This is a genomic window from Nitriliruptor alkaliphilus DSM 45188, assembly GCF_000969705.1.
Classification (GTDB): Bacteria; Actinomycetota; Nitriliruptoria; order Nitriliruptorales; family Nitriliruptoraceae; genus Nitriliruptor; species Nitriliruptor alkaliphilus.
In genome coordinates, this window is sequence record NZ_KQ033901.1 from 1551314 (window position 1) to 1570516 (window position 19203).

At 73.8% G+C, this 19203-nt stretch carries 17 protein-coding genes; 13 read left to right on the forward strand and 4 right to left on the reverse strand.

From position 1 onward, the window contains the following. Nucleotides 1–11 precede the first annotated feature (11 nt). From NITAL_RS07355 to NITAL_RS27105, 10 genes are all read left to right on the forward strand, one after another. Nucleotides 12–284 carry a hypothetical protein gene (locus tag NITAL_RS07355; protein ID WP_052665451.1) on the forward strand — a complete coding sequence of 91 codons (273 nt, stop codon included), beginning with the start codon at nt 12–14 and terminating at the stop codon, nt 282–284. Next, nucleotides 281–874 carry a TadE family protein gene (locus NITAL_RS28890; protein WP_052665452.1) on the forward strand — a complete coding sequence of 198 codons (594 nt, stop codon included), beginning with the start codon at nt 281–283 and terminating at the stop codon, nt 872–874. The genes NITAL_RS07355 and NITAL_RS28890 overlap by 4 nt, the downstream gene beginning before the upstream one ends. After that, the gene (locus NITAL_RS07365) at nt 871–1254 is read left to right on the forward strand and encodes a pilus assembly protein TadG-related protein (RefSeq protein WP_211262258.1); all 384 of its coding nucleotides are present in this window, start codon (nt 871–873) and stop codon (nt 1252–1254) included. Before NITAL_RS28890 ends, NITAL_RS07365 begins: the two co-directional genes overlap by 4 nt. 110 nt (nt 1255–1364) lie before the next feature. Continuing rightward, entirely contained in the window at nt 1365–2729 is a 1365-nt protein-coding gene (locus NITAL_RS07370; RefSeq protein ID WP_052665454.1) for a hypothetical protein, read from the forward strand. A gap of 182 nt (nt 2730–2911) precedes the next feature. Next, nucleotides 2912–3691 carry a class E sortase gene (locus tag NITAL_RS07375; protein WP_169786767.1) on the forward strand — a complete coding sequence of 260 codons (780 nt, stop codon included), beginning with the start codon at nt 2912–2914 and terminating at the stop codon, nt 3689–3691. Nucleotides 3692–3777: 86 nt separating this feature from the next. Further along, complete coding sequence (locus NITAL_RS07385; protein WP_281175593.1) at nt 3778–5040, forward strand: ABC transporter substrate-binding protein; 1263 nt, start codon at nt 3778–3780, stop codon at nt 5038–5040. After that, nucleotides 5037–5885 carry an ABC transporter permease subunit gene (locus NITAL_RS07390; RefSeq protein ID WP_052665458.1) on the forward strand — a complete coding sequence of 283 codons (849 nt, stop codon included), beginning with the start codon at nt 5037–5039 and terminating at the stop codon, nt 5883–5885. Before NITAL_RS07385 ends, NITAL_RS07390 begins: the two co-directional genes overlap by 4 nt. Continuing rightward, nucleotides 5882–7468 (forward strand): ATP-binding cassette domain-containing protein, encoded by a 1587-nt coding sequence (locus NITAL_RS28455; protein WP_281175522.1) that lies wholly within the window; start codon nt 5882–5884, stop codon nt 7466–7468. Before NITAL_RS07390 ends, NITAL_RS28455 begins: the two co-directional genes overlap by 4 nt. Continuing rightward, nucleotides 7465–8052 carry a P-loop NTPase family protein gene (locus NITAL_RS27100; RefSeq protein ID WP_052665460.1) on the forward strand — a complete coding sequence of 196 codons (588 nt, stop codon included), beginning with the start codon at nt 7465–7467 and terminating at the stop codon, nt 8050–8052. Before NITAL_RS28455 ends, NITAL_RS27100 begins: the two co-directional genes overlap by 4 nt. A 284-nt stretch (nt 8053–8336) precedes the next feature. After that, complete coding sequence (locus NITAL_RS27105) at nt 8337–9578, forward strand: hypothetical protein (protein ID WP_052665461.1); 1242 nt, start codon at nt 8337–8339, stop codon at nt 9576–9578. Nucleotides 9579–9601: 23 nt separating this feature from the next. Here NITAL_RS27105 and NITAL_RS07410 read toward each other — a convergent pair whose 3' ends face one another. Then, nucleotides 9602–11941 carry a DEAD/DEAH box helicase gene (locus NITAL_RS07410; RefSeq protein ID WP_157041691.1) on the reverse strand — a complete coding sequence of 780 codons (2340 nt, stop codon included), beginning with the start codon at nt 11939–11941 and terminating at the stop codon, nt 9602–9604. Between the two features lie 116 nt (nt 11942–12057). Between NITAL_RS07410 and NITAL_RS07415 the strand changes: the two genes are divergently transcribed. The 3 genes from NITAL_RS07415 to NITAL_RS07425 all read left to right on the forward strand — a co-directional run bounded on the left by NITAL_RS07415 (nt 12058) and on the right by NITAL_RS07425 (nt 14516). Next, nucleotides 12058–12387, forward strand: coding sequence for an STAS domain-containing protein (locus tag NITAL_RS07415; protein ID WP_052669506.1), 330 nt, complete (start codon nt 12058–12060; stop codon nt 12385–12387). A 79-nt stretch (nt 12388–12466) separates the two neighbouring features. Next, nucleotides 12467–13060 (forward strand): class I SAM-dependent methyltransferase, encoded by a 594-nt coding sequence (locus tag NITAL_RS07420; RefSeq protein WP_169786768.1) that lies wholly within the window; start codon nt 12467–12469, stop codon nt 13058–13060. Between the two features lie 91 nt (nt 13061–13151). Further along, the gene (locus NITAL_RS07425; protein WP_052665464.1) at nt 13152–14516 is read left to right on the forward strand and encodes a WS/DGAT/MGAT family O-acyltransferase; all 1365 of its coding nucleotides are present in this window, start codon (nt 13152–13154) and stop codon (nt 14514–14516) included. A 253-nt stretch (nt 14517–14769) separates the two neighbouring features. Here the strand turns inward: NITAL_RS07425 and NITAL_RS07430 are convergent, their stop codons facing one another. The 3 genes from NITAL_RS07430 to NITAL_RS07440 all read right to left on the reverse strand — a co-directional run bounded on the left by NITAL_RS07430 (nt 14770) and on the right by NITAL_RS07440 (nt 19092). Further along, nucleotides 14770–16389 (reverse strand): cation:proton antiporter, encoded by a 1620-nt coding sequence (locus tag NITAL_RS07430; protein WP_052665465.1) that lies wholly within the window; start codon nt 16387–16389, stop codon nt 14770–14772. A gap of 37 nt (nt 16390–16426) precedes the next feature. Beyond that, on the reverse strand, nt 16427–16975 hold the full coding sequence (locus tag NITAL_RS07435) for a hypothetical protein (protein ID WP_052665466.1): 549 nt from the start codon (nt 16973–16975) through the stop codon (nt 16427–16429). Between the two features lie 83 nt (nt 16976–17058). Continuing rightward, complete coding sequence (locus tag NITAL_RS07440; protein WP_052665467.1) at nt 17059–19092, reverse strand: sodium-translocating pyrophosphatase; 2034 nt, start codon at nt 19090–19092, stop codon at nt 17059–17061. Between the last annotated feature and the right edge of the window lie 111 nt (nt 19093–19203).

Below are 19203 nucleotides of genomic sequence, written 5' to 3' on the forward strand. Positions count from 1 at the left end.
CGGAGGAACCCGTGAACCACCTGCCCACGCGCGCGACGACCGACGTCGCCGCGCACCCGCCCGTCACCGAGCCGCGCCCGCGGCCGCACCTCGTCGCCGTCCCCTCGCTGCCCGACAGCAGCCGGACGGACGACGAGGATGGCTCGCTCGTGGCCGAGTACGGCCTGCTCGCCGTGGTCGCCGCGACGATGTGCGGCGCGCTCATCCTCTGGTCGCGCGGTGACGCGCTCACCAACTTCTTCACCACGCTGCTCAACCACGCCCGCTCCATCGTCGCCGGGTGAACCGCACCCGCGCGCACCGGCCGGTCCGCCCCGAACGGGGCGGACCGGCCCGCCCCCGCCGCACCGCCGGCGAGGCTGGGTTCCTGTCCCTCGAGTGGGTCATGACCCTCCCGGTCGTGACCATCCTGGCCGCGCTGGTCCTCGCGGCGGGCTTCCTGGTGCGTGACGTGCTCGTGCTCCAGGAGGCCGCCCGGGTCGGTGCCCGCGTCGCGTCGACCACCGCCGGTGACCAGGCGGTCACTTGGGCGGTCCAGGACGCGGCACCCGAGCTCGCCGGCGGCCGCCTGACCGTCCGCGTGGCGCCACCGCTGCGCCGCAGCGGCGACCAGGTCGAGGTGGAGGTGGTCGCCCACCGCCGCTACGGGCCGCTGACGCACCGGCTGCGGGCCCGCAGCGTCGCCCGGGTCGAACCGATCCTCGACGTCGGCCCGACCGGTCCCGCCACCCCGCTCCAGCCGATCGATCCGACCGCCCCCCGGGGACCGGTGGCACCCGCAGCCCCACCCCGCCCGGTCTCACCCCACGGGCCGATCGCCCCGGCCGGGCCGGGCGCCCACGCGACCCCACAGCAGGACGGGAGACCGTGGTGAACCGCCGGTGGCAGGGCGACGAATCCGGGGCGCTGGCGACCCCGGTGCTGTTGCTGGTCTGGTGCGGGCTGTGCCTCGCGATCGTGGTGGTCGACGTCGGCGCGTACCTCGTCGCGGCGTCACGGGCGCAGGGGGCGGCCGACGCCGCTGCCCTGGCCGCCGTCGCGGCGGACCTGGCGCAGCCCGCCCCACCGCACATCGTCGCCAGGTCGGTCGCCGGACGGAACCGGGCCCGCGTCGAATCCTGCCACTGCCGGGCAGGCAGCGGCCGCGTCGAGGTCGAGGTCAGCGTCCCGGTCGGCGGCGTGGTCATCTCCCGGGTCGGCATGCAACGCGTGACCGCCAGCGCCGAGGCCGAGCTCGTGCACACCGGTAGCTGAGCATCGGCGGTCCGATGGTGAGTAGGTCTTGCTCAGGGCGACGTCGGCGATCTCAGGCTGGATGGCCTCCGAGCGACGGACGAGCCGTCACGCGACCCGAGGACCCCGCCATGAACCCGATCGCCCACGACCGCGACCACGCGGACGTCAGCCGCCACGCCACCGTGCGACACCGGTTGACCGGCGTCGGTCTCCTGGCCGTCATGACGGCCGCGCTGCTGCTCCCGACCAGCGCCGGACCGACCGCCACTGCCGCGGAGGCATGCGGCTCCCTGCCCGTCCTCGCCTACCACGACATCGGTGACGACGGAGGCAGCGTGGGCGCCTCGTGGACCGTCGGTGGGGTCACCTACGAGGTCCTCGAGGTCGAGGGCGGCGGTCTTGACAGGGACGACATCCTGAGCTTCGCGTGGACCTCCGTCGACGAGGTGTCCGAGCTCCGGATCACGTCGCTGGAGGGCGACGAGGACGTCGTGTACCCGGCGGATCCGCACGCCGGTACCTACACCGACCCCGCTGGCATCGGGACCGCGTACTTCTGCGGCGTCGCCCCACCCGAGCTGGGCACGCCGCCCCTCGATCCGTCGACCCCCGACCCCACCCCGGGGGAGGTGTGCGCCCCGCTGCCGCTGCTCGACACGTTCGACTTCAACGAGCGCGACCTCTACGTCACCAACGTGTTCGTCGGCAAGACTGCTGCCACCGTGGTCATCACCGATGCGGTGGCGGAGCACGGGTCGTCGTACGCGACGGGCATCGAGTGGACGTCGATCTCGCCCGTCGGCGCCCTGCACGTGGTCGTCGGCGGTGGCGCGATCACCGAGGTGGCCGTCGCCGATCCTCTCGGCGGCAGCTACGTGAGTCCCGGTCCCAGTATCGACCTGCTGGTGTTCTGCGGCGTGATCGACACCGAGCAGCCTGGCGACGATGATGGCGCGGCTGGCGACGATGACGGCACCGCTGGCGACGATGGTGCGGTCGACGACGATGGCACCGCTGGCGACGACGATGGTGCGGTCGACGACGATGGCACCGCTGGCGACGACGATGGTGCGGTCGACGATGACGGTGCGGTCGACGATGATGGCGCGGCTGGCGACGATGACGGTGCGGTCGACGATGATGGCGCGGCTGGCGACGATGACGGTGCGGTCGACGATGATGGCGCGGCTGGCGACGATGACGGTGCGGTCGGCGATGACGGCGCGGCTGGCGATGATGGTGCGGTCGACGATGACGGCGCGGCTGGCGACGACGGTGCGGTCGACGATGACGGGCCCGACGACGGCGACGTCGTCGTCGAGGACGTGGCCGTCCTCCCGGTGAGCGACAACCGGGCGGCGCTGACGCCCGTGCCCGCCGCTGCGGGTCACGAGCTCGCGACCACCGGTGCCGGGGCCCGCGACCTCACGGTGGTCGGTCTGCTGCTCGTGGCGCTCGGCGGCCTCGCCCGGAGGACCCGGACCGAGGGCTGAACCGCGACCCACGGAGGGCCACCTCGGACCGAGGTGGCCCTCCACGCGTGGGTGCACTCATGTCCGCCGCCCCGTTCCCGCGGGGACCGGCCACCGCTGTCGTACTCTCGGCGCAACCGGGGCGGCGGTGGCTCGTTGGACCGGTGTACGCCACCACCGGGTGGCCGATCCAGGAGCGTGCCGTGACGCAGGTGGACCTGCCGGAGGGCCCTGACAGCTCCGGGGCGTTCGTCTACGACCCTGAACTCGGAGCGGGGCGCGCCACGCCGTCGGGGTTCGTGATCGATGCGCTGCGGCGACGCCGCCTCGGCCGCCTGCTGGTCTCCGGCCTGACCGTCCTGCTGTTCCTCGCCGGCGCGGGCCTGTTCACCTACCCGTTCTTCACCGACCTCTACACCGACCGGGTGGTCCAGGACCGGCTCGACAGCGAGTTCGACGACCTCCAGGCCGCCGACTGGGAAGCGCCCGAGGCCGGATCGCCGCTGACCCGCATCATCATCCCGGCCATCGACCTGTCCACCGTGGTCGTCGAGGGCACCTCCCCGGCCGCCCTCCGCGCCGGCGCCGGGCACTACCCCAACACTCCCCTGCCGGGCGAGGTGGGCAACGTCGGCATCGCGGGCCATCGGACCACCTACGGTCGCCCCTTCAACCGCGTCGACGAGCTCGAGCCCGGCGACGAGATCTGGTTGATCACGCCGGTCGGTGACCACCGTTACGTGGTCAGCGACCCCGATCCCGACATCGGTGAGAACCCGTGGGTCACGACGCCGGACGACTGGGGCGTGGTCGCCGCCTCCGACGAGGCGCTGCTGACGCTCACGTCCTGCCACCCGAAGGGGTCGGCACAGGAGCGGATCATCGTGCGGGCCGAGCTGGTCGACTCGCTGCCGGCCGGGGGCTACGCCGAGCAGGCCGACGCCGAGCAGGCCGACGCCGAGCGGGTCCAGGCCGCAGCCTGAGCCTGACCCGGCCGCTGACCGCGCTGCTCGTCGCGACGGCGCTCCTGCTGGTCGCCTGTGGCACCGGCACCCCTGACGAGGTCCGCATCGGCCTCGTCGCGCCGCTGTCCGGACCGCGGGCCGCCATCGGCGAGGATCTGCTCCGCGGTGCCCAGCTCGCCGTCGACGACCTGAACGAGGCCGGGGGACTGCGGGGCCACGACGTCGAGCTGGTGGTCACCGACAGCGCCGACCTCGCCGACCTGCCCCGCCGCCTCGCCGACCTCGCCGAGACCGCGCGCGTCACCGCGGTCCTCGGGCCGGAGTCACCAGCGGCGCTGATCGGCACCCGTAGCCCGCTGTCGCGCCGCGGGGTCCCGGCCCTCCTGCCCTCGGCGTTCGCCGGCGATCTCGACGGCGCCGCCACCCCGCTCGCACGCATCGTGCCGTCAGCCCGCGCGCAGGCCGAGGCGCTCGCCTCCTGGTTGGCCGGCGTACGCGGCGTCGAGCAGCTCGCCGTCCTGGTCGCCGACCCGGTCGAGGGTGCCGCCGCACGCGCCGCCATCGAGGCCGGCGCAGCGGACGGCGGTCTGCCACCCGTCGCCGTCGTCGAGGCGGCCGGCGACGCCGGTGAGCTGACCACCGCCGTTGCTGCGCTGCGCCGGGCGGCGCCCGATGCCGACGCGGTCCTGCTCTGGGGCTGGCCCGACGCGGCCGCCCGCGCCACCGTCGCGGTCCGTGAGCTCGGCTGGGACGTGCAGGTCGCCGTCGGGTCGTCGGCGTTCGTCGGCACCTACCGGGCGCTGGCCGGCGACGCGACCGAGGGCGTCGTGATGCCGTTCCCGTTCCGCGAAGCCTGGTTCGGTCCCGAGCTGACCACCTGGATGATCCGTTACCAGCTCGCGTTCGGCCTCGGTGCGCTGCCCGGCCTGGACACCCTCGTCGTCGACGTCCCCGTCGTCGCCCTGGCCAGCTACGACGCGGTCGGCGCCATCGCCGCGGCCGTCGAACGCGCCGACAGCCGCGATCCCGCGGCCGTCGCCGCAGCCCTGCCGGGGACCGTGCACGACGGGCTGCTGCGCACCTACGAGCTCGGCGCTGGTGAGACCTGGGACGCCGATGAGCTGTACGTCGCCCGCTTCCACCAGCTCGGCGTGATCTACGACGTCGATCCGCGGCTCGACCCTCGAGCGCAACGTGAGTTCTGGGAGCTGCAGGTCAGCGCCGAGTTCATCCTCGACATCGTCCCCGACGGGCCGCTGCGGCGGTTGGTGGAACGACGCCTCGGCGCCGCGGACGAGCCGCCGCCCACCTACGTCCCGCCGGCGGACGCCCCCGGCCCCGTCGGCCGCCCGGGCCGAGCCCCGTGAACGCCTCCGTCGGAGCCGCCCTCGCGCTCGGCAGCGCCTACGCCGCCGTCGGCGCGGCCGTGGCGGTCGTCGCTGCGGCCACGCGCACCCTGCACCTCGCCGTCGGCCAGGTCCTGGTGGCCGGCGTGCTGGTCCACCTCGTGCTGGTCTCGCCGGCGGTCGGGCTGCCGGTGCCGGCCGCCCTGCTGGCGGCGGTGGCGGTCGGGACCGCCCTGTCGGCGTCGCTCGGTCCACTGGTGCTCGACCGCCTGCCGACGGGCACCCCGGCGCTGGTCGGCCTGGTCGTCGCAGCCGGCGTGGTGGACGCCGTGGTCGCGCGCACCGTCACCGCCCGCCCGGTCGTCGCCCGCCCGCTGCTGGACCTGCCGACGGTCGCGGGCGTCGACCCCCGCGTGGTGACCGCGGTCGTGATCGGCATGCCGCTGGCGGTCGGGTGCGCGCTCCTGCTCGCCCGCACCCGGTGGGGACGTCTGGTGCGGCTCGTCGGCGGGTCACCACCGGCCGCCGAAGCGCTCGGGCGGTCACCGGCCATCGTCCGGGCCACCGCGCTCGGGCTCGCTGGTGGCGTGGCCGTCATCGCCGGCTTGCTCGCTGCCCCCCTCGTCACCATCGGGACGGCGCAGGCCGGCGGCCTGACCGTCCGGGCCGTCGCCGCCGCCACCCTGCTCGGGGTCGGAGGGCCGGTCGTCGCCGTCGCGGGCGGGTTGCTCCTCGGTGCTGCCGAGGTGCTCGGCGGCGCGGTGTGGCCCGCGGCCGGCGCCGAGGTCGCCGTCGCCGGGCTGGTCGTCGGCGCGCTGCTGGTCCGCGGTGACCAGCAGCGCCGCGCCTGGGGGCGGGCGTGGTGACCGGACCGACCACGACCTCGCCCCCCGCCCTCACCTGGCCAGCTCGCCTGGCCCAGGCCCGGCGAGCCCTCGATCGCCCGCCGGTGGCCGCCGGGCTGCTGGCCGTGGTGGTGGTCGCGGTCGCCGCGTCGCCCGATCCGGTCCCGGTCGCGGGGATGCGCCTGCTGGCCCTGGCCGCGCTGATCGCCGGTGCGGGGGTGACGGTCGCCCGAGCCGGTGCGGTCGACCTCGGCGTCGCCGCTGCCGCCGGGGTGGGCGCGGTCGCCGGCGGCGTGCTCCCCACCGTCATCGGGCTGCCGGCCCTCCTCGGCCTCCCGCTCGGCGCGGCAGCCGGTGGCGCGCTCGGGGCGATCACCGGTGCGGTCCAGGGGCGCACAGGGCGACAGCTCGGGGCGCTGGCCACCCTCGCCATCGGCGCCGCCACCGTCCGCGTGCTCGGGACCCTCGACGTCACGGGCGGGGTCGTCGGCTTCCACGCCGTCGGGCTGCCCACCGGGGCGGGGGACCGGCTCGACGCGCTGGTGGTCGGCGCTCTGGCCGCCGGTGGCCTCCTGGTGGCGGCGTGGGTGGGGCGGACGCGTCGGCTGGCCGCCGCCGCGCTCGGGACGGCCGACCCGGCGGTGGCCGCCTCCCTCGGTCGGTCCCCGGTCGTGGACGTCGCCCTCGCCGGCGCCGCCGGTGGGGCGATCATCGGGGCGGGCGCCGCCCTGCTCGCCAGCGTCGACGGCTCGGTGGTGCCCGCCGCGTACGGGCTCGAGTTGGCGGCCGCCCTCGTGGTCGCCGCGGTCGTGGGCGGCGCTGGCCCGCTCGGACCCGCGCTCGGCGCCCTGCTCGTGTGGGGGCCGGCGACCGTGTTCCCCCTGGTGCCCGTCATCGGGACCTGGCCCGTGCTGGTCGTCGCCGGGCCGCTCGCCCTGGCGCTGCTCGCGTTCCGCCGTGGCCGTCCGCTGCTGCCCGCTCCGACCCCCGCGGTCAGGTACGACGGCGTGCCGGCTGCTGCCTCCGGTCGGTCCGTGACGGACGCGGCCTCCCGACCCGTCCTGACGCTCCGAGCGACGTCGAGCCCGTCGGGCCCGGTCGACCTCGAGGTCCACGCCGGCGAGGTCGTCGCCCTGATCGGCCCGAACGGCGCCGGGAAGTCCACCCTCCTCGCCCGTGTCGCCGGGCAGCTGCCGGACGCGGGCACCGTCGCCGTGCACGGGACGCCGCTGCCCCGTGGCGCACGACGGCGCGCGCGAGCCGGTGTCGCCCGGACCTGGCAGCGCCCTCCCGACGTGGCCGCCGCCGATGCCGCGGCAGCGCTGCGGCACGCCGACGTTGCCGCCGCCGAGCGTGCGGCCAGCATCCTCGGAGGGCTCGCGTCGACGCCGGGGGGTGCCCAACTGGTCCGTCTGGCAGCCAGCCGACCGGTCGTTGCGCTGCTCGACGAGCCCACCGACGTCACCCCCGAGGTGCTCGCGCCCCTGCTGCGCGGGCTCGCCGACGACGGAGCCGCCGTCCTCGTGGTCGACCACCGCCCGGAGGTGGTCGCCGGTGCCGACCGCACCGTGTCGCTCGGGACCGGGCGGGAGGTGGCCCCGTGACCCGCCTCCGCGCCCGTGCGCACCTCCCGCGGCCCACCGACCAGCCCAGCGCCGCCTCGGACGAGTTCGCGCTGGACCTGGTCGCGGGCGCCGCCGCCCGGCTGCCCGACGACGATGTCGTGGTCCGGTGGTTCGGTGGGCGCCGCCGCGCGTCGCCCGGCGACGAGCTGCGCCTCGACGGCCGGCGCCTCACCCACCGCTCCCCGGCCGCTCGCGTCCGCGCGGGTCTCGTCGTGGTCGGCGACCCCCCGCTCGCGCCGGCGGTGACGCTGGTCGACCACCTCGCGGCGGTGACCTCCCACCGGGCGGCGCGGACGCTGCTGGCGGAGGTCCCGCGGCTGGCCGGCCGTGGGGATGATCCCGCGGGCGTCCTCTCGGGTGGCGAGCGGCGGCTGCTCGGGTGGGCGCGGGCCGTGCTCCTCGAGCCGACCGTCGTGGTCCTCGACCGGGCCGGATCGGGCCTGGACGACGACGCGCTCCGGTGGGCGCACGGCCAGGTGGCACGCTGGCGAGCCGGCGGCTGCGTCAGCCTGGTGCGCGTGGGGCGCGCCGAGGAGCTCGCCTGGGCGGACGGCGACGTCTGACCGCGTATCGGCGGCCGAGCGCCCGGAGGACGCCATCCGAGGTACTCAGGTGGCGCGTGGAAGCTCTTCAGCCCCACCAGCCCCACCTCGAAGCGGCTGTCCGGACGGCCACCTGACCCGTCCGGACCCGGCCGCGTCGGACCGGCGCCGTGGGTACCCTCCGCCGCTCCGGGACGATCGGGGGGTCGCCGCTTGGCCGATCCGGTGTGTCGTGTCACCCCTGAGCGCGCCGGTCGTTATCCCTCCGACGAGCAGCCGCCGTCCCCTCGGTAGGAGTGCCGCCCGTGGTCCGCCGCCTCCCGCACGTGATCGCCCTCGCGGCGATCATCCTGCTGTGCCTGCCGACCGCGGCCTTCGCCGACTACACGGCACGCGTCGAGGCACCGGGCAACGGCGTGGTGACCGGTTCGACCGAGGTCCAGGTCCGCGTCGTCCGTGAGTGGGTCGATCCGCCGGTGACGGGCCTGCGGGTGCGATCGGTGACCGGCGGGGAGTGGCACACCACGACGTGCAAGGCCGGGTGCGAGTCCGGCGACCACCTCTCGATCTACGCCTTCGACCTCGACCCGCGGACCGGGGCACCGTTCGGCAGCTCGATCATGCGCAACGGCACCTTCGAGTTCGAGGGGGCCATCGAGCGTGCCATCGGAGGTGACCGCAGCATCGGCAAGCTCACCCTGTCGCTGCGCGTCCCGGGCAGCGCCGTGGGTGGTCTGGCGGCCACCGTCTCCGACGAGAAGGTGCGCCTCGCCTGGAGCCGCGCCCCGGAGCCGGACATCCTCCGCTACCGCGTGGAACGGTGCGCCGGTACCTGCGACGGCGCCGGCGCGTGGGTGGCCGTGGGCGAGGCCGCGGCGAGTGCCTCGTCGTTCAGCGACGAGCCAGGGGTCGGCAAGCACAGCTACCGGGTCGTGACCGTCCGCGACGTCGACGGCGAAGGCAGCATCGAGACCGTGTCCTCCCCGGTGACCACCGAGGTCGAGGCGCCCCCCGTCGATCCCGCCGAGCGTCAGCCCGGCGACGGGAACAGCGGTGGGAACGGCGACGGCAGCGGTGGCGACGGGAACGGCGCCGGGAACGGCGGCGGCAGCACGGACGGCAGTGGCTCACCCCGCTCTGGATCCGCGCCGGACCTCGATGAGGTCGATGCGCCGGACGACCGGGCGACGCCCGAGGCCTCGCCGTCGTCGCGAACCTCGCGGTCGAGCGGGGTCCGGTCCGGTCGAGCGCCGTCGGTCTCCCTCGGTCGTGGTGGCTCCGGGATCCCCGAGCTGCCAGGCATCGGCGACATCTTCCGCGGCGAACTCGACTACTCCGCGGACGAGCCACGGACCGCTGACGGATCCGGTGACTCCGGTCCCGGCGCCGACGACGAGGTCCTGCTCAGTTCACCGGACGTGTCGGGGAACACCTTCATCGGCCAGATGACCGACCCCGACCGGATCGCGGTCCCCATCGCCGGCGGCCTGCTGATGACCGCCATCGGGCTACACCTGTGGCGGTGGCTGCGCGTCCCGCTCGACTGACCGAGCCCGGCCGTGACCCGCGTTCACCGCGGTGCAGGATCCTGCGGTGCCCGCGCGAGGAGCAGGTCGAGCACCCGGACGGCCCCTGCCTTGTCGAGCGGGTCGTTGCCGTTGCCGCACTTGGGTGACTGGACGCACGACGGGCACCCGTCACGGCACGCGCAGGTCGCGATCGTCCCGCGGGTGAGCCACAGGTGCTCGGCGAGCCGGCGGTAGGAGCGCTCCGCGAGCCCCGCACCGCCGGCGTAGCCGTCGTAGACGAAGACGCTCGGCCGGCCCGTGTCGGGGTGCAGCGCGGTCGACAGGCCGCCGATGTCCCAGCGGTCGCAGAGGGCCAGCAGCGGCAGCATGCCGATCGCCGCGTGCTCGGCCGCGTGCAACGAGCCGGGGACCTCAGCCGGTCGGACGCCAGCCGCCTCGAGGACCGCCTCGGGCACCGCGTACCAGACCGCCACCGTCCGCAGCTCGACGGGCGGCAGCTCGAGGTCGTGCCGCTCGACGACCTCGTCCGAGCCGAGGCGCAGCACCTCGTAGCCGGTGACCTGCGTGGTGACCTCGACGCGGGCGAGGCCCACCTCGACGTCCTGCCACTGGGCCCCCTCGAGCGCCTCCAGCACCGTCACGTCGGTGTCCGACCGGGGGCGGGTGGTGTAGCCGAGCTGTCCGGCCTCCTCGGCCAGCGCGTGGTGCCGGTCGAGGTCGAGCTCGGTGATCCGGTAGGTCCGTCCCTGGTGGAGGTAGACGGCGCCGGTGTGCACCTGCCGGTGGGCACGCGCCTCGTCGACGTCGCCGATCAACGCCCCCGTCGAGGTGTCGACGATCCGGACGTTGGCGCCACCGGCGGCCCGCAGGTCCACCTCGGCGGACGGCCGCCTCCGCGAGGTCCAGTACCACCGCCCGCCGCGCAGGCGCAGCCGGCCGGCGTCGGTGTCCTGCTCCAGCAGCCCGGTCGCCGTGTCGCCGAACCAGTGGCGTGCTTCCTCGGCGTCGAGGGGTGCCTCGTGGCAGGCGCAGCGCAGGTGCGGGCCGAGCAGGTAGGGGTTGGTGGCATCGACGATCGCGTCCTCGGGGGGCCGCGTGAGCAACTCCTCCGGGTGGGTCACCAGCCAGTGGTCGAGCGGGTCCTCCTGGGCGACCAGGACGCCGGCTGCAGCTCCACCGGACCGCCCGGCACGGCCGAGCCGCTGCCAGAAGGAGGCGAAGGTCCCCGGCCAACCGCCGAGCACCACCGCGTCGAGGCCCGCCACGTCGATGCCGAGCTCCAGCGCCTCGGTCGCGGCGACCCCGCGCAGACGCCCGCTGCGCAGGTCGCCCTCGAGCTGGCGCCGTTCCTCGGGCAGGTACCCGGCCCGGTAGGCGGCCACCCGGTCGGCCAGCGGCTCCCCGTCCGCACCGACGGCGTCGGCGAGCCGCTCCTTGGCCGCCACGGCGACGACCTCGGTGCCTTTGCGGCTGCGCGTGAACACCAGGGTCTGCACGTCGGCCGCGACGAAACCCGCGAGCAGATCGGCGGTCTCGCGCAGCATCGAGCGGCGTGAGGTGCGGGTCTCGTCGTCGAACGGCGGCTGCCACAGTCCGATGTCGAGCGGTCCGCGGGGCGAGCCGTCACGGACGATCGCCTCCACCTCGAGGCCGGTCAGCGCGGAGGCGTGTTCGGCCGGGTTGCCGATGGTCGCCGAGGTCAACACGAAGGTCGGGTCCGCGCCGTAGCGTTCGGCCAGCCGCCGCAGCCGCCGCAGCACCAGGGCGACGTGGCTGCCGAACACCCCGCGAGACACGTGCGCCTCGTCGACGACCACGAAGGCGAGGCGGTGCAGCAGGTCGCCCCACCGACGGTGGTCGGGCAGCAGGCTGTGGTGCAGCAGGTCGGGGTTGGTCAGCACCCAGTTGGCGGTCCGCCGGATGGCGTCGCGCTCGGGTCCGGGCGTGTCGCCGTCGACGACCGCAGCACGGATCTGTGGCAGCGACCAGGCCCGGATGGCGCGCAGCTGGTCGCGCGCCAGGGCCTTGGTGGGGGCCAGGTAGAGGGCGACGGCACGGTCGTCGTCGAGGAGGTGCTCGGCGATCGGGAGCTGGTAGCAGAGGGACTTGCCCGAGGCGGTCCCGGTGGCGACCACGGTGTGGCGGCCGGCGCGGACGTGGTCACGTGACTCGCGCTGGTGGGACCACAGGGTGGTCACGCCCGCACGTTCGAGCCGGGCGACGAGCGAGGCGGGGAGGTCGTCCGGCAGGGCGACGACGTCGCCGGACCGGGCCGGCAGGCGCGACAGGTGGGTCAGCAGTTCGTCGACCGGGCCGTCGGCGTCGTCATCGGTACGCCGGAGCCCCCGCTGCGACGCGGCGGTGGCGCCGAGCAGCTCCAGGGCGTCGCGCGGGTCCGTCGGTCAGGCTCCGGTCGTGGCGGCCGGACGGTAGCGACCCGCCGGTAGTGTCCCCGAGCCGCCGAACAGTTGACCGGAGCACCTTGCCCGTGGAACCGATGCGCATCCACCGCCGAGACGACCGTGGCTGGACCGTGGTTGCCGTCACCGGGGTCATCGACGTGGCCACCGCGCCGACGCTGCGCCAGACCCTCCAGGAGATCCAGTTCGGCGGCAGTGCCCGGGTGCTGGTCGACCTCACCGGGGTCGAGATGATCGACTCGTTCGGCCTCGGGGTGCTCGTCGGTGCCCGCAAGCGTGCCCGCTCCCACGACGGGGACCTCGCCGTGCTCGTCACCAGCGACCGCATCCGGCACGTGTTCGAGCTCACGGGCCTCGATGCCACCCTCCGTCTGGTGGCCGACCCCGACCACGTGCTGGACGCGTAGCATCCGTCGCACGCACCGTGAGGGGGGAGCTCTGACCGCCGACGAACGCACCACGCTGGACGAGCGGACGCTGTCCAGCGTGGCCGCCTACGACGCCCACGCGGCGGCGTACCAGGCGTCGTTGCGGTTGCGGCGACCCGTCGCCGACGTCCGTCGGTTCGCGGCGATGGCCAAGCGGGACTCGCTCGTGCTCGATGCGGGCTGCGGCCCGGCCAACGACCTGCGCCTGCTGCGTGACGGTGGGGTGCACCCGGTGGGTCTCGACCTGTCAGCCGGGGCGCTCGCCGAGGCCCGCATGTTGTTGCCTCGCCACCCCCTGGTGCGTGCGCCGCTCGACGACCCCCCGTTCCGCCCGCGCTCCTTCGGTGGGTTGTGGCTGTCCTCGGCGTTCACCCACCTGCCCCGATCGGCGTGGCGGCCGACGTTCGCGCACCTGCTGACCTTCGTGGCCAGCGGACCGGTCTACTTCTCGTGCCTGCGCGGCGACGCCGACCTCGAACCCGTCGATGACCAGGTGCTCGGCCGCGTGTACGTGTCGGCGGCCGTCGAAGCCGAGGTCGAGGCACTGATGGCCTCCCACGGGCTCACGGACCTGTCGGTCGAGGTTCGGCCCGATCCCATCCTGGACCGCCGCCGCCCGTGGGTCGTCGCGCTCGGGCGGCTGAACCGCTGACCGGCCGCTGCCGTCCGCCGACCGCTCGCGAAGCGCCGCCTGCTAGACACGCCACGGTGGACGTCCCGGACGGGGCGGGGAGGAGCAGGACGTGACCGCACTCGGGCTGTCGGACATCATCTGGCTCATCGGTGAGAGCCGCGAGCGGCCGTTCCACGTGGGTGGCCTGCTGCTGTTCGACCTGCCCCAGGGGCTCGAGCCGGCGGACGTGCGCGCCGCGATGCGATCCGCCGACGCCCCGGTGCAGCACCCGTTCGATCAGCGTCTGGCCCGGCCCTACGGCCGCGCGGGCCGGTTCCGGTGGGTCGACGACGAGGTCGACCTCGAGCACCACGTGCGCCACGTGGCCCTGCCCGCCCCCGGGAGGATCCGTGAGCTGCTCGCGTACGTCTCGCAGCAGCACGGCAGCCTGCTCGACCGCCACCGCCCGTTGTGGGAGGCGGTCCTGATCGAGGGTGTCGAGGGCGACCGCATCGCCCTGTACACCAAGGTCCACCACGCGATGATCGACGGGGTCGGCGCCATGCGGCAGTTGACGCACGCGCTGAGCACCGACGCCGACGAGCGCGACATGCCACCACCGTGGTCGACCCCACCGCGGCCTCGGCGGCGACGTGACGGCCTGGACACCAGCGTGGTCCAGCAGGCCCTCGACCTGGTCGCGACGTCGGTGCGGGAGGGCCTCGGCGCCGCGACGACGGTCGCCAAGCTCGGCGCCCAGGTCGTCGCCGGTGCGTCCGGCGGGCCCGAGGTGGTCCCGTACGCCGCGCCGAGGTCGATGCTGAACGTCCGGACGACCTCTGCCCGCCGTATCGTGGCCCAGTCCTACGACATCGACCGCTTCCGCGGCATCGCGACGCGGTACGACGCCACCGTCAACGACGTGGTCCTCGCCGTCTGCGGGGGTGCGCTCCGGGCCTACCTGCAGAGCCACGATGCGCTGCCCGACGATCCGCTGGTCGCGTTCGTGCCGGTGTCCATCCGCACGTCCGACGGTGACGACGCCGCGAACGCGGTCTCGATGATGCTGGCGTCGTTGGCGACCGACGTCGGCGAACCGGTCGAGCGGCTCGAACGGGTCAAGGCGTCGATGAGCGCCGGGAAGGCGCGTCTGGCCGGGATGTCGCAGACCCAGCTGGTGGAGTACGCGGCACTGCTGCTGGCGCCGATGGCCACCAGTCAGGTGCTGCGGGTCGGCGTCGGCCAACGTCCCCTGTTCAACGTCGTCATCTCCAACGTCCCCGGTCCGCGTGAGCCGCTCTACTGGAACGGTGCCCAGTTGACCGGCATGTACCCACTGTCGGCCATCGCCGACGGGTACGCGCTGAACATCACCCTGGTCAGCTACGCGGGCAGCCTCGAGTTCGGCATCACCGCCGACCGGACCGCCCTCCCCCGTGTGCAGCGCCTCATCGACCACATCGAGGACGCCGTCGCCGAGCTCGAAGCCACCTGAGTCCCGCAGCTGCTGGATACAGGATCGTCGGCATCCGTCGCCGGCGGTCCCGCCGGTCCGCCCGTCGCCGGGCGTGTTCCACTGGCCGTCGGGGTCGCTCGGTGACGTGAGAAGACGACGGTGACGGCAGACGGCGGTCCAACGCCGTTCTGGCGTCACCGTCGAAGGCTGGCGTCACCAGACGAGGGTGGCGCGAACCGCCGTGATGCTGTGGGGTCCGGGGGCGCCATCCCACGCATTGCACCGTCGGTGGTCAGCGGTAGCGCTCGTGGATCCGGTCGAGCAGCGGGCCAGCGGCCACGTGCAGGGGCCGGATCGTCAGCTCGGCGCCCGCGGCGCGCAGGAGGGCCTCGTCGTCGGGGTTGTCGGCGCTGACCGCGATGCGGCCCTCGTAGCCGTGGTGTTGGAAGGCGTGCAGCACCTGCAGGTTGGCGTCGACGGAGCGGAGCGTGCTGATCACCCACCTGGTGTGCTCGAGGGGGAGTCGTTCGGGCAGCCCCGGGTCCTCGGCGTCGCCGTAGACCACCGGCACGTCCCAGCCGGCCGACTGCACGCTGCGGGGATCGAAATCGACACCGAGGACCGCATCGCCCCCGTCGCGCAGCTCTTCGAGGACGGTACGTCCGAACCGGCCGAGCCCGATCACCACGAACTCCGGCTCCGGGCGGTCCTCGGCGACGTCGATGTTGGCCGTTGGCTGCGCGCGCTCGAAGATGCGCAGTGCTGGCTCGATCCGGCGGTAGATGGCGTCGGAACCGTAGATGAGGTAGGTGGAACCCGAGATCGTGATCAGCCCGACCGCGGTCACGAGGCCCACGACGTCGTCACCGACGTGACCGAGGCCGGCACCGAGCGCGATCAGGATCAGCGAGAACTCGCTGATCTGAGCCACCGTCAGGCCGGCCTTGAACGACACCTGCTTGCGGTAGCCGAGCGCACCCATGATGACCATCACGATGATGGGGTTGCCGATCAGCACGAACAGCGAGAACAGCACCGCCGGTCCGAGCTGGTCGAGCGCGGCGGACAGCTCGAAGCGCGTGCCGAGGTCGATGAAGAAGAAGACCAGGAGGAAGTCGCGCAGCGTCGTGAGTCGCCCGCTGATCGCCTCGCGGTAGTGGGAGGAAGCCAGCGACATGCCGGCCAGGAACGCGCCGACCTCCTCGCTGAAGCCGAGCAGCACCGCGCCGGCGGCGATGGCGACCGCGTACGACACCGCGAAGAGGATCAACAGTTCCGACTGCCGCGCGAGCAGGTGGACCGTGCGCGGCAGGACGTACCGCGCGAGCACGACCACGGCGATCACGAGGACGGCGCCGCGCAGGACGACGCCGACGAACTCCCCGGTCAGGTCACCGTTGCCGTCACCGACCGCCGTGATCGCGATCATGGCGAGCACGACACCGATGTCCTGCACGATCAGGAAACCGAGGGCGATCCGCCCGTGCAGGTCGTCGAGCTCACGCTTGTCGGTGAGGAGCTTGACGATGATGATCGTCGACGAGAACGTCAGCGCGACGGCGATGTAGACGGCGGGCACGGTGCTGAAGCCGAGCCACAGGGCGATCAGGAACCCGAAGGCGGACGTGAAGACGATCTGACCGACGCCGGTGAGCAACGCGACCGGGCCGAGCTTGCGGACCAGTCGCACGTCGAGCTTGAGCCCGACCACGAACAGCAGCAGCGAGATGCCGATGTCCGCCAGCAGCTCGATCTCGGTGGACCCCTCGACGAGTCCGAGCGCCTGCGGACCGACGGCGATGCCTGCCGCGATCAGGCCGACGATCAGGGGTTGACGGAGCAAGGTGGCGAGCACGCCGGCGACCACGCACACCGCGAGCACGGCCGCGACCTGCTCGAACACGCTCTCCACGGACGCTCCCGCCTCGACCGGTGCTGAGGGGAGGACGCTACCCCGCGCAGCGGTCGGCGAGGACGTCGCCGTCCACGACGACCGAGTCGAGCACGGCGTCGGCGTCGACCCCGAGGGCGGCCGCCGGCGCGTTGAGTTCGATGAGGACCAGCGCGTCACCTCGCTGGCCGTAGAGGGCCTCGGTGACGAAGTCGGGGTCCTCGCCCTCCCGGCCCGAGCCGAGGTCGAGGGTGACACGCCGGACGCGGTCGAGGCCGGGGATCTCCGGCGCCGTCGTCCGTTCGCGCGCCCCGGTCACCACCAGCTCGCCGCGCGGCTGACCCACGGCGCCCACCAGCGCGTCGAGTCCCGCTGGGTCGCAGCCGACGACCACCTGCACGAGGCGCAGGCGCCGGGTCGGATCGACGAAGCGGGTGCTGGCGAGGAGGGGTGGCTGGGCGGGCTCGTCGATGCGCTCCCACCCTTCGGGGGTGGCCAGTGCCACGTCGCCGACGGTGACGCGACCTGTCTCGTCGCGGGGCTCGTCGTCGCCGCAGCCCGCAGCGAGCACCAGGAGGAGGGCGAGCGGGGCGAGACGGGTGCGCACGGACGTGACCTCCTGGTGGTGGACCGACGCGGAGGGCCCCGCACGTGGCGGGGCCCTCCGGCAGCGGCACTACGCGCTGCGCATCAGCTGGTGAGCAGCGGCGCGATGACGAGGCTGACGATCGCCATCACGTTGATGAGGATGTTCATCGACGGGCCGGAGGTGTCCTTGAGCGGGTCACCGACCGTGTCACCGACGACGTTGGCGGCGTGGGTGTCGGAGCCCTTGCCGCCGTGGTGGCCCTGCTCGACGTACTTCTTGGCGTTGTCCCACGCGCCCCCGGCGTTGGCCATCGTCAGCGCGAGCAGCACACCGGCGATGAGCGCGCCACCGAGCATCCCGCCGAGCGCCGCGGCGCCGAACCCGAAGCCGATGGCGACGGGGGAGATGACCGCGATGGCGGCCGGCAGGATCATCTTCTTGGTCGCGGCCTTGGTGGCGATGTCGACGCAGCGGACGGTGTCCGGCACGGCCTTGCCCTCGAGCAGGCCGGGGATGTCGCGGAACTGGCGGCGGATCTCCTCGATCATCTCGAAGGCTGCGTCACCGACGGCGGTCATGGTGATGGACGCCACCAGGAACGGCAGCGCACCACCGAGGAACATGCCGATCAGGACCTGCGGGTCGGAGAGCGCCAGAGCGAAACCGTCGATGCGGTCGTCGACGACGGCGATGTAGGCGTTGATCAGGGTGAGGGCGGCCAGCGCCGCGGCGCCGATCGCGAAGCCCTTGCCGATCGCCGCGGTGGTGTTGCCCACCTCGTCGAGCGAGTCGGTGATGTGACGCGTCTCCTTGCCGAGCCCGGCCATCTCGGCGATACCTCCGGCGTTGTCGGCGACGGGGCCGTACGCGTCGATCGCCATGGTCATGGCGACGGTGGCGAGCATGGACACCGCGGCGATACCGACGCCGTAGAGCCCGGAGGCCGCGTTGGCGATGAAGATCATCCCGGAGATGGTGATGATCGGGATGACCACCGACTGCATACCGATCGACAGCCCCGAGATGATGACGGTCGCTGGGCCGGTCTCGCCGGACTTGGCGATGTCGCGGATGGGCTTCCCGGCGGTGTAGTACTCGGTCGAGAGGCCGATGATGACACCGCCGACGGAGCCGACGACGGTCGCCCACCAGGTGCCGACACCGACGTCCATCGCGGCCATCAGGACGAACGCGAGCGCGACGAAGCCGCCGGCCGCCGCGAAGGTGCCGAGGCGCAGCGCGAGGGCCGGCGACTTGCCAGAGGCGGCCTTCACGACGCCGATCGCGGCGATGGAGCAGAACAGACCGAGCGCGCTCAGCATCAGCGGCAGGGACATCAGGCTGAGACCGGGAACGAGCGAGCCACCGATGTCGACGGCGTCGGTGCCGGCGTCGACGACCATGACGCTGGCGAGCGCGATGGTCGCGATGGTGGCGCCGTTGGTGGACTCGAAGATGTCGGAGCCCATGCCGGCCACGTCACCGACGTTGTCGCCGACGTTGTCGGCGATGACGCCGGGGTTGCGCGGGTCGTCCTCGGGGATGCCGGCCTCGACCTTGCCGACCAGGTCAGCGCCGACGTCGGCGGACTTGGTGAAGATGCCGCCACCGACGCGGTAGAAGAGCGCGACGACACCGGCGCCCATGGCGAAGCCGTGGATGTGTTCAGCGGTCTCGGGGTCGGTGCCGAAGACCAGGTAGAGCGTGCCGAGCCCGACGAGGCCGAGCGACGCGAGCACGAGGCCCATGACCGAGCCGCCGTAGAAGGCGACGGTCAGGGCGCTGTTCATCCCCTTGTCGCGGGCCGCGGTGGTGGTGCGCACGTTCGCGTGGGTCGCGGCCATCATCCCGAGGTAGCCGGCGGCTGCGGAGGCGACGGCACCGACCAGGAACGAGGTCGCGGTGACCAGTCCGAGCGGGGAGAGTCCGAGCACGACCGCGAGCAGCGCGACCGCGATGGCGATCAGCTGCAGCTCGCGCCGCATGAAGGTCTTGGCCCCGGCACGGATCATCTCCGCGATCTGGCTCGGGGCTCCCTCCATGGCGGGGTAGCGCATCATCGCGCGGTACATGACCACGGCGGCGACGAGCCCGATCACCCCCGCGATGGGTGGGATGTAGGTGATGGCGTCCACGGATCCTCCAGAGAGATGACGAGCAGGGGGATGAGATCGACGGGCAGGGGGAAGCAGGAGCCCGGCAGGCGGCGACCCGGTAGGCCGCAGGCAGGCGGAAACCGACGCGAG